We start from the raw sequence: 1,007 nt of genomic DNA, 5'->3' as shown, positions 1-1,007 counted from the left end.
TCACGGTCACCGTAGGAACGACGCTCACCACCACCCGGACGCCCACCACGGTCATCGCGGTTGAACGGGGGACGCTGACCGCCATCACGCGAGCCGTACTGGCTACGCGCCTGGTCACGGTCACCGTAGGAACGACGCTCACCGCCGTCCCGCGGCCCTGAGGGACGCTGGCCCGCGTCACGAGAGCCATAGGAGCGCTGACCACCGCCGCCTGGGCGGTCGTCGCGATTGAACGGAGGCCGGTCGCCTCCACCGCGGCTGTCGCGGTAACCGCCAGCCGGACGGTCGCCTCGATCGCGAGAGCCATACGACCCGCCTGAACGTCCCTCGCGGCGCTCACCATATCGGGGGCCGTCTCCCGGACGCCCTCTGTCGCTACCTGCGCGATCCCCGCGGTAGCCTCCCTGACCGCTAGATCCGCGGTTCTCGCCTTCGTCGCGCCGGCCCGCGCCGTCACGCCCGTTGTCACTGTTCACTTCTGGTCCATTCGTTTGCTCACTCGGCGAGCGCGTCCTCTTCTTACGTGCATGGGACGATTCGCTGTGCGGGCGGTCTCCGGCCGCGGGGTGCGCCCCGTTCGCTATCGCTGCCCCGCCCTATCGTGGTCTAGCGCGACGAAGGCCACCCTCAGTGGGGGTGGCCCGGCTCCTCCAGCCTAGCAAGTCGCCCAAAGTCCGTACGCCTTCTGCCTACGTAGGTGCGTATTGATCGCATACATCGGGGTGAGCGCAAGCCAACCAAGATCAAGAATCTCTGACACCTGATCAGGTCTTCGCTGCTCTCTGAAGAGCAGACGACCATCGAGCTGGGCCGTGACGGACTGGCCGGCCATCGTCGTTCATGGAGGAAAGAGGCCCGGTTGAAAGGGGCTGAAAAACAGAAAGGGCCGCCCCACAAGGAGCGGCCCTTTCTAAAGATTGTCCGGCGGCGACCTACTCTCCCACACCGTCCCCGGTGCAGTACCATCGGCGCTGAAGAGCTTAACTTCCGGGTTCGGAATGTAACCG

General features: G+C 65.8%; 1 rRNA gene. It reads right to left on the bottom strand.

What is annotated here, in order from left to right:
* Positions 1 to 919: 919 nt before the first annotated feature.
* Positions 920 to 1,007: ribosomal RNA gene (rrf, locus tag BM085_RS42555) — 5S ribosomal RNA — on the bottom strand; the annotation flags it as partial.

Source organism: Streptosporangium canum (assembly GCF_900113865.1).
Classification (GTDB): Bacteria; Actinomycetota; Actinomycetes; order Streptosporangiales; family Streptosporangiaceae; genus Streptosporangium; species Streptosporangium canum.
The sequence above is the reverse complement of the archived record's forward strand: the minus strand, read 5'-3'. Positions and strand labels throughout refer to the sequence as shown.